Here is a 6,000-nt window from a genome sequence, read left to right as displayed (position 1 = left end):
CCCGAGCGGCTCGAGATCGGCAAGGGTCGCATCGTCCGCGAAGGCAAGAAGGTAGCGATATTGTCGCTCGGCACGCGCTTGCAGGAAGCCTTGAAGGCAGCCGATGCGCTCGATGCCAAGGGACTGTCGACCACGGTCGCCGACCTGCGCTTCGCCAAGCCGCTCGACGAGGAACTGATCCGCCGGCTGCTCACCACGCACGAAGTCGCGGTGACGATCGAGGAAGGGTCGATCGGCGGACTTGGCGCCCACGTGCTGACGATGGCGAGCGATACCGGGCTGATCGATGGCGGATTGAAGCTGCGCACCATGCGCTTGCCCGACCTCTTCCAGGACCAGGACAAGCCCGAGCTGCAATATGCCCAGGCCGGGCTCGATGCCGACGCCATCGTCGACACCGTGCTCAAGGCGCTGCGCTATAACGACTCGATCGTGGCTGATGGAGCAAGAGCCTGACGCTAGGCAGCCCCCTCCCGGCGGAGAGGGGGCATTGCCGGCTCAGTTCGTATCGGAGGGTGTAGCTTTGCGTGCGGCCCTGATCGCTTCGACTTGCGTCATCACTTCCTCGATATAGGCGGCAGCGCGTCCGCGGGTCTTGATCGCCCGGAATTCCGCGTAGAGCGCCGCCTTGGTCGCTTCTGACCTGTCGGACAGTTCGTATTTGGTCTTGAGCATGATCGCCAGCAGCCCCTGCAGATTGTCGCGTTCGGGGATCAGGGCTGTGGCGTCGAGCGCTTCCGCGCCGGCCGCCAAGTCTGCGGCAGCGGGGGCGGGCGGCGGCGCCGGGTCGTTGAGCGTGGTCGGGCAATCGGTCCGCGCGCTGCTCTGAAGCAGCGGCAGGACGCTGTTGGCGGCCTTGTCGCGCGCGGTCAGCGGCAGGACACCGAACACCTGTTCGATCGTCGCGAGCGCGGAACTGTGATCGTAGATCGTGTGGTCGACGCCTCCGGCCTGTACCCAGGGCGAGACGATGATAGCCGGTACCCGCACGCCATAAGTGTTAAAGGTGAAGCCAAATTCGCTCAGGCTGTCCTTCGCCCCCGGCGTGTTCGAACTGCCGTCGTCGGGCAGCGGAGCGGCGCCGGGCGGCACCGAGTCGTAAAACCCGCCATGCTCGTCATAAGTGATGATCAGCAGGCTCTCGTTCCACAGCGGCGAGTTGCGGATCGCTTCGTAGACGGTCTTGATCAGTGCCTCGCCGCCGGTGACGCCATCCATCGGGTGCTGCGACGATCCGCCCTCGTACGATCCGTTGACGATGTTGCCGTAATTGGGCTCGATGAACGTGTATTGGTATGGATAATCGCCGGTCAGGTCTTCCGCCAGGTCGTTCACTGAATGCATCTCGGTCAGGAAGATATTCTTGAGCGACGCGACCTGCGCGACCGACCCGGCGATCGGTCCGTTGGGATCGTAATAGAGTCGGTAGGTGACGCTATCATTATTCAGCGCGTCGAAAATCGATCCGTGCGGATAGGTGAAGCCCGAGACACTCTCCCATTTGGCCATCTCTCCCTTGCTCGGACTATGATCGAGTCCATTGGACGACGCGCCATGGAGGAAGAAGCGGTTCGGCCAGGTCGGCCCCGGCAGCGACGAGAACCATTGGTCACACAGCACGAAATTGGTCGCGAGCTGGTAGGCCACCGGCAAGTCGGCCGCGGTATCGAAACACAGCATGATGTCGCCGATCTTATCCGGCGCCGGCGGTGACCCCTCGCTGTCCGTGGTGGCGTAATTCGCGGCAAAACCCGAATTGTTGATGGTGGGATAAGGGCCGTTGACCGGATAGATGGCGCCGACGCCGCCCAATTGCTCGACCACGTCGGGGAATTCGTGTCCAGGGTCGGTGGGCATGCTCGACGGCGCACCGCCGCCTACATAATAGGTCGTGCCGTTATAGCTGTTGCTGTCGCTGGTCGTCGCGGCGATGATTCCGGGGATCCCGGACAGGGCGAACATGTTGTCGAACGAATGGTTCTCCAGCATCAGCACGAAGATGCGGCTGATCGGATAAGAGGGCCTCACTGTGCCCGCCGCGATCACGAAGCTGCTGTTGGTGCCCGACAGCGGCAGATTCAGCTGCGACGCGCCGTTGTTGACCGGTATGTTGAGGCCGGGCTGGCTGCTACTGACGATAGGCCCGCCGAGCCACCAATTGTTGGTCAGGGCATAGCTGCCCTGACCGATATTGAGGATCGCGCTACCCGATCCGCTGGCGGTGGTGACCTGGAGCTCCAACTGGAAGAAGAAATTGAGCTCTTCGGGTAGGCCGCCGCCGCCTGACGCGGCATAGGCGTTGAGGCTGTTATTGTTGCAATTGTTGTTGAAGGCCGTCGCCACAGGAGCGGATTTCTTGCGGTCGCAGACGAAGGTGATCGTGAAGACGCTGCCGTTCTTCTGGACCGTCGGCGGGGGCGCGCTGTCTTCTCCCGACGTGACATTCGCCGAATTGGCGACGTAGGTCATCGAGGTGATCGTTCCCGAATTGTCGGTGATCGTGAGGACGTTGGTGGAAATCGACATACGAATTCCTTTGCCTGGATGGGGAGCTATTCGAGTGGCGGCGCGCGCCGTTCAGGCGATCGTGCCTGGTCCGAACGTGTAGCTGCTGGTCGATCCCGACAGCGGCAGCTCCAGCGTATCGGCCGTGCCGGCAATGGGGATGGTGAGACAAGGCACGCTGCTGGTCACGATCGATCCGCCGAGCCACCAATTGTTACTGAGCGCGAAATGGCCCTGGCCAGTGTTGAGCGAGACGGTTGCGTTGCCCTGTGCCGTGGAGAAGGTCAGCTCGAGCGTGAAATAGAAGTTCAACTCGTCCGGCGTGCCGCCGCCGCCCGAGGCGGCATATACGTACGCGGTCCCGCCGCTGGCGTTGTTGAATGAGGTCGCGACATCGCTCGACCCCTTGCGGTCGGCGGCGAAAGTGATCGTCCAGACGTTGCCGCTGACGCCAATCGTTGCGGAATCGATGTAGCTCTCGCCCGATGTGACTACCGCCGAGCCGGAAATATAGGTTGCGCCGATCAGTGTTCGGGAGTTGTCGACGATCTGCAGCGCGTTGCTTGTAATAGAAGACATGTAGTCCCTCGCTATAGAATAGTTCTGGGCATGCGCGACAGTAATCCGCTGAATAAATCCAGCGAATACGATAAGGTTTACAAGAAGTTTACCGGCGGCCTTGGATACGACTCACGTCTATATTGAAGCGTTTGGTGTGCCAGAAGTCAATGATTCGGCGACAATAAATATAGATCAGATCGGACTTATTGTGGTTGCCAACAAGTTAAAGTCCTGCACGGCAATCGACGTGCGGACAGGCCGAGCTGACGGTTCGACATGAGCAAACGAGCGCCGGCAGGCGGCGCTCGTTCCTAACGATCGGTATCGGCATTCCCCCCGCGCCCGACAAGCGCGGGGGGAATGGGTCATTTGTGCAGATAATATTCCTGTGCCGCATCGGTCGCGTTGATCGCCAGGATCGAGCGCGCCTCGCCGGGCTTCAACGGATGGCCCGATCGGTCGGCCGATGCCGCGATGACACGGTCGAGCAGCCTGCGGCCTTCTTCCCACCAGCCGATCCCGCTGGCGGCATTGAGGTGGCCTTGAGCGCCGGCGTCGACGAAATGGCTGCCCCAGAACGAGGCCATGCTGCGCGCCTGCCCAATGTCGATCCAGGGGTCGTCGGTCGAGGCGACCAGGATCGAGGGGAAGGGGAGCGCCTTGCGCGGCGTAGGCGCGAAACCCTTGAGTTCCTGGGCGGTGTCGGGGCGGTCGGGATCGGCGGGGGCGACCAGCAAGGCGCCGGCGACCGGCCAGCCATAAGGCTGTGGGCTCATCTCCGCCCACCAGGCGACCGCGAGGCAGCCGAGCGAATGCGCGGCGAGGATCACCGGCGCCTTGGCCTGGCGCACCGCCTGGTCGATCTTGGTCACCCAGGTGTTGCGGTGCGGCTGGTCCCACATGCCGAGCTCGATACGATGCGTGTCGGGGCGCGACGTCTCCCACAGGCTCTGCCAGTGTGAGGGGCCGGAACCGCCCAGACCGGGGACGGTTAATATGGTCGGAAGTGTGCCGTCGGGATGCGTGAACTGTCCCATCGTTTCTCTCCAAGAGAGGGTGGGAAGAAGACGGCGTGGGCGCTCTAGGGGGACGACCGCGCTGCTATCTTCATCTTCTTCCCAACGCCCAATCTAATTCCTAGTTTCTTGATGGGAATAAGCTTGCGCCCAATTGCCGCCGGATTGCGACGGACGGAAATCGCGGTCATGGGAGAGGAATGGCAAAGGTTCGCGCCGACCAACTCATCACCGACCGCGGGCTCGCGGAAAGCCGTACGCGCGCGCAGGCGCTGATCATGGCGGGACTGGCGTTCGCCGGCGACAAGCGAATCGACAAACCGGGGCAGATGCTCGCCGCGGATGCCGCGATCGAGGTCAAGGGACGCGATCACCCCTGGGTATCGCGCGGCGGGATCAAGCTGGCGCATGCGCTCGACCATGCGGGCTGGGACGTGACGGGCGCGGTGGCGATCGACGTCGGGTCGTCGACCGGCGGGTTCACCGACGTGCTGCTGACCAAGGGCGCGGCGCGGGTCTATGCGGTTGATAGCGGCACGAACCAACTTGCCTGGAAGCTCAGGCAGGACGAGCGCGTCATCGTCCACGAACAGACCAGCGCGCGGATCCTGACTGCCGCGCATATCCCCGAGCCGGTCGACCTGGTCGTCTGCGATGCGAGCTTTATCGGCCTGGCCAAGGTGCTTGAGGTACCACTGCGCTTCGCGAAACCGGGCGCGCGGCTGGCGGCGCTGATCAAGCCGCAGTTCGAGGCCGGGCGAGGGGAAGTCGGCAAGGGCGGGGTGGTGCGCGATCCGGCGGTCCATCAACGGGTTTGCGACGAAGTCGCGGTGTGGCTGACCGGGAGCGGCTGGGTGGTCGAGGATATCGTCCAGAGTCCGATCACCGGGCCCGAAGGGAATGTCGAATTCGTTATCCTGGCGCGTCTGCCCGCCTAGGCCGTCCATTTCCAAGACGGTAAGCCTGCCCAGAATGCAGGTCACCGCTTGTCATCATGCTGCGACGCGGCAACACTAGCAAAGCCGCGTGCCGAGCGCGCAAGAGGACTGCTGATGGAAATCGCGACCAAGGAACAATTACGCGGGGTGTTTCTGCGCTGGGCGGTAGTGACGGTGCCACTGATCCTGCTGTTGGGTTTCGCGTCCAGCCGGATCGCGCCGGCGGGAGCGCAGAACCGCTGGTATGCCGCGCTTGTCCGCCCCGGGATCACGCCGCCCGATTGGGTGTTTCCGGTCGCCTGGAGCGCGCTCTACATCCTGATGGGGCTGGCGCTGGCGATGATCATCAACGCGCGCGGATCGCGGTTGCGGGGGCTGGCGATCGCCTTGTTCACGCTTCAGCTGGTGCTCAACCTCGCCTGGTCGCCGCTATTTTTCGGCATGCATCAAGTGTCGTCCGCGTTGTTCCTGCTGGTCGCGATCTTCGTCGCGGCGCTGGCGACGACGCTGATGTTCGGCCGGATTCGCCCCGCGGCAGCATGGCTGATGGTGCCGTATCTGATCTGGTTGTGCTTCGCCGGCGTGCTCAATTGGGAAATCGACAGGCTCAATCCCAATGCATCGACGCTTGTACCGTCGTCACCGAGCGCCCAGATGAACTTCTGATCAAGATTACAGGATACCAGACATGCAATCCGAAAACCGGATGTTCGACGACCTCGTCAAGTTCGTGAACGGCGCCGCCGGCACCCTGGCGGGGATGGGCCGCGAGGCCGAAGCCGCGACGCGCGAGCGCGCCAAGGAATGGATCGGCGGGCTCGATTTCGTCAGCCGTGACGAGTTCGAGGCCGTCAAGGCGATGGCGGCGGCAGCGCGCGACGAGGCCGATGCGCTGAAGGCGCGCCTCGACGCGCTGGAGGGCAAGGCAGCGCCTGCGGCCAAGCCGAAATCCACAAAGCCCTGAACCGATTTTCCACAGC

Annotated in this window: 7 protein-coding genes; 4 read left to right on the top strand and 3 right to left on the bottom strand. The window is 63.1% G+C overall.

Annotated elements, in window-relative coordinates; all coding sequences use genetic code 11:
• Positions 1–456: transketolase C-terminal domain-containing protein (locus AC1DRD_RS22265; RefSeq protein WP_478043088.1), on the top strand; the 456-nt coding region annotated here is incomplete at its 5' end.
• A gap of 42 nt (positions 457–498) precedes the next feature.
• Here AC1DRD_RS22265 and AC1DRD_RS22260 read toward each other — a convergent pair.
• The 3 genes from AC1DRD_RS22260 to AC1DRD_RS22250 form a co-directional block, all read right to left on the bottom strand.
• The gene (locus AC1DRD_RS22260; protein ID WP_478043087.1) at positions 499–2,526 is read right to left on the bottom strand and encodes an alkaline phosphatase family protein; all 2,028 of its coding nucleotides are present in this window, start codon (positions 2,524–2,526) and stop codon (positions 499–501) included.
• Between the two features lie 51 nt (positions 2,527–2,577).
• Positions 2,578–3,084, bottom strand: coding sequence for a hypothetical protein (locus tag AC1DRD_RS22255; RefSeq protein ID WP_478032947.1), 507 nt, complete (start codon positions 3,082–3,084; stop codon positions 2,578–2,580).
• Between the two features lie 347 nt (positions 3,085–3,431).
• Positions 3,432–4,103: an RBBP9/YdeN family alpha/beta hydrolase gene (locus AC1DRD_RS22250; protein WP_478032949.1), complete on the bottom strand. Its 672-nt coding sequence runs from the start codon at positions 4,101–4,103 to the stop codon at positions 3,432–3,434.
• Positions 4,104–4,282: 179 nt separating this feature from the next.
• On the opposite strand from AC1DRD_RS22250, the gene AC1DRD_RS22245 reads away from it, so the two are divergent.
• The 3 genes from AC1DRD_RS22245 (at position 4,283) to AC1DRD_RS22235 (ending at position 5,984) form a co-directional block, all read left to right on the top strand.
• Positions 4,283–5,020: a TlyA family RNA methyltransferase gene (locus tag AC1DRD_RS22245; RefSeq protein ID WP_478032951.1), complete on the top strand. Its 738-nt coding sequence runs from the start codon at positions 4,283–4,285 to the stop codon at positions 5,018–5,020.
• 114 nt (positions 5,021–5,134) lie between these two features.
• On the top strand, positions 5,135–5,686 hold the full coding sequence (locus tag AC1DRD_RS22240) for a TspO/MBR family protein (RefSeq protein ID WP_478043085.1): 552 nt from the start codon (positions 5,135–5,137) through the stop codon (positions 5,684–5,686).
• 22 nt (positions 5,687–5,708) lie between these two features.
• Positions 5,709–5,984: an accessory factor UbiK family protein gene (locus tag AC1DRD_RS22235; protein ID WP_066811629.1), complete on the top strand. Its 276-nt coding sequence runs from the start codon at positions 5,709–5,711 to the stop codon at positions 5,982–5,984.
• Positions 5,985–6,000: the final 16 nt, after the last annotated feature.

Source organism: Sphingomonas sp. P4_G2 (genome assembly GCF_056401155.1).
This window is presented reverse-complemented; position numbering and strand designations above follow the sequence as displayed.

Excerpts from the sequence above, each read along its gene's own strand:
- AC1DRD_RS22235 (WP_066811629.1), top strand. The coding sequence starts at position 5,709 with ATGCAATCCGAAAACCGGATGTTCGACGACCTCGTCAAGTTCGTGAAC.
- AC1DRD_RS22255 (WP_478032947.1), bottom strand. The coding sequence starts at position 3,084 with ATGTCTTCTATTACAAGCAACGCGCTGCAGATCGTCGACAACTCCCGA.
- AC1DRD_RS22260 (WP_478043087.1), bottom strand. The coding sequence starts at position 2,526 with ATGTCGATTTCCACCAACGTCCTCACGATCACCGACAATTCGGGAACG.
- AC1DRD_RS22250 (WP_478032949.1), bottom strand. The coding sequence starts at position 4,103 with ATGGGACAGTTCACGCATCCCGACGGCACACTTCCGACCATATTAACC.
- AC1DRD_RS22245 (WP_478032951.1), top strand. The coding sequence starts at position 4,283 with ATGGCAAAGGTTCGCGCCGACCAACTCATCACCGACCGCGGGCTCGCG.
- AC1DRD_RS22240 (WP_478043085.1), top strand. The coding sequence starts at position 5,135 with ATGGAAATCGCGACCAAGGAACAATTACGCGGGGTGTTTCTGCGCTGG.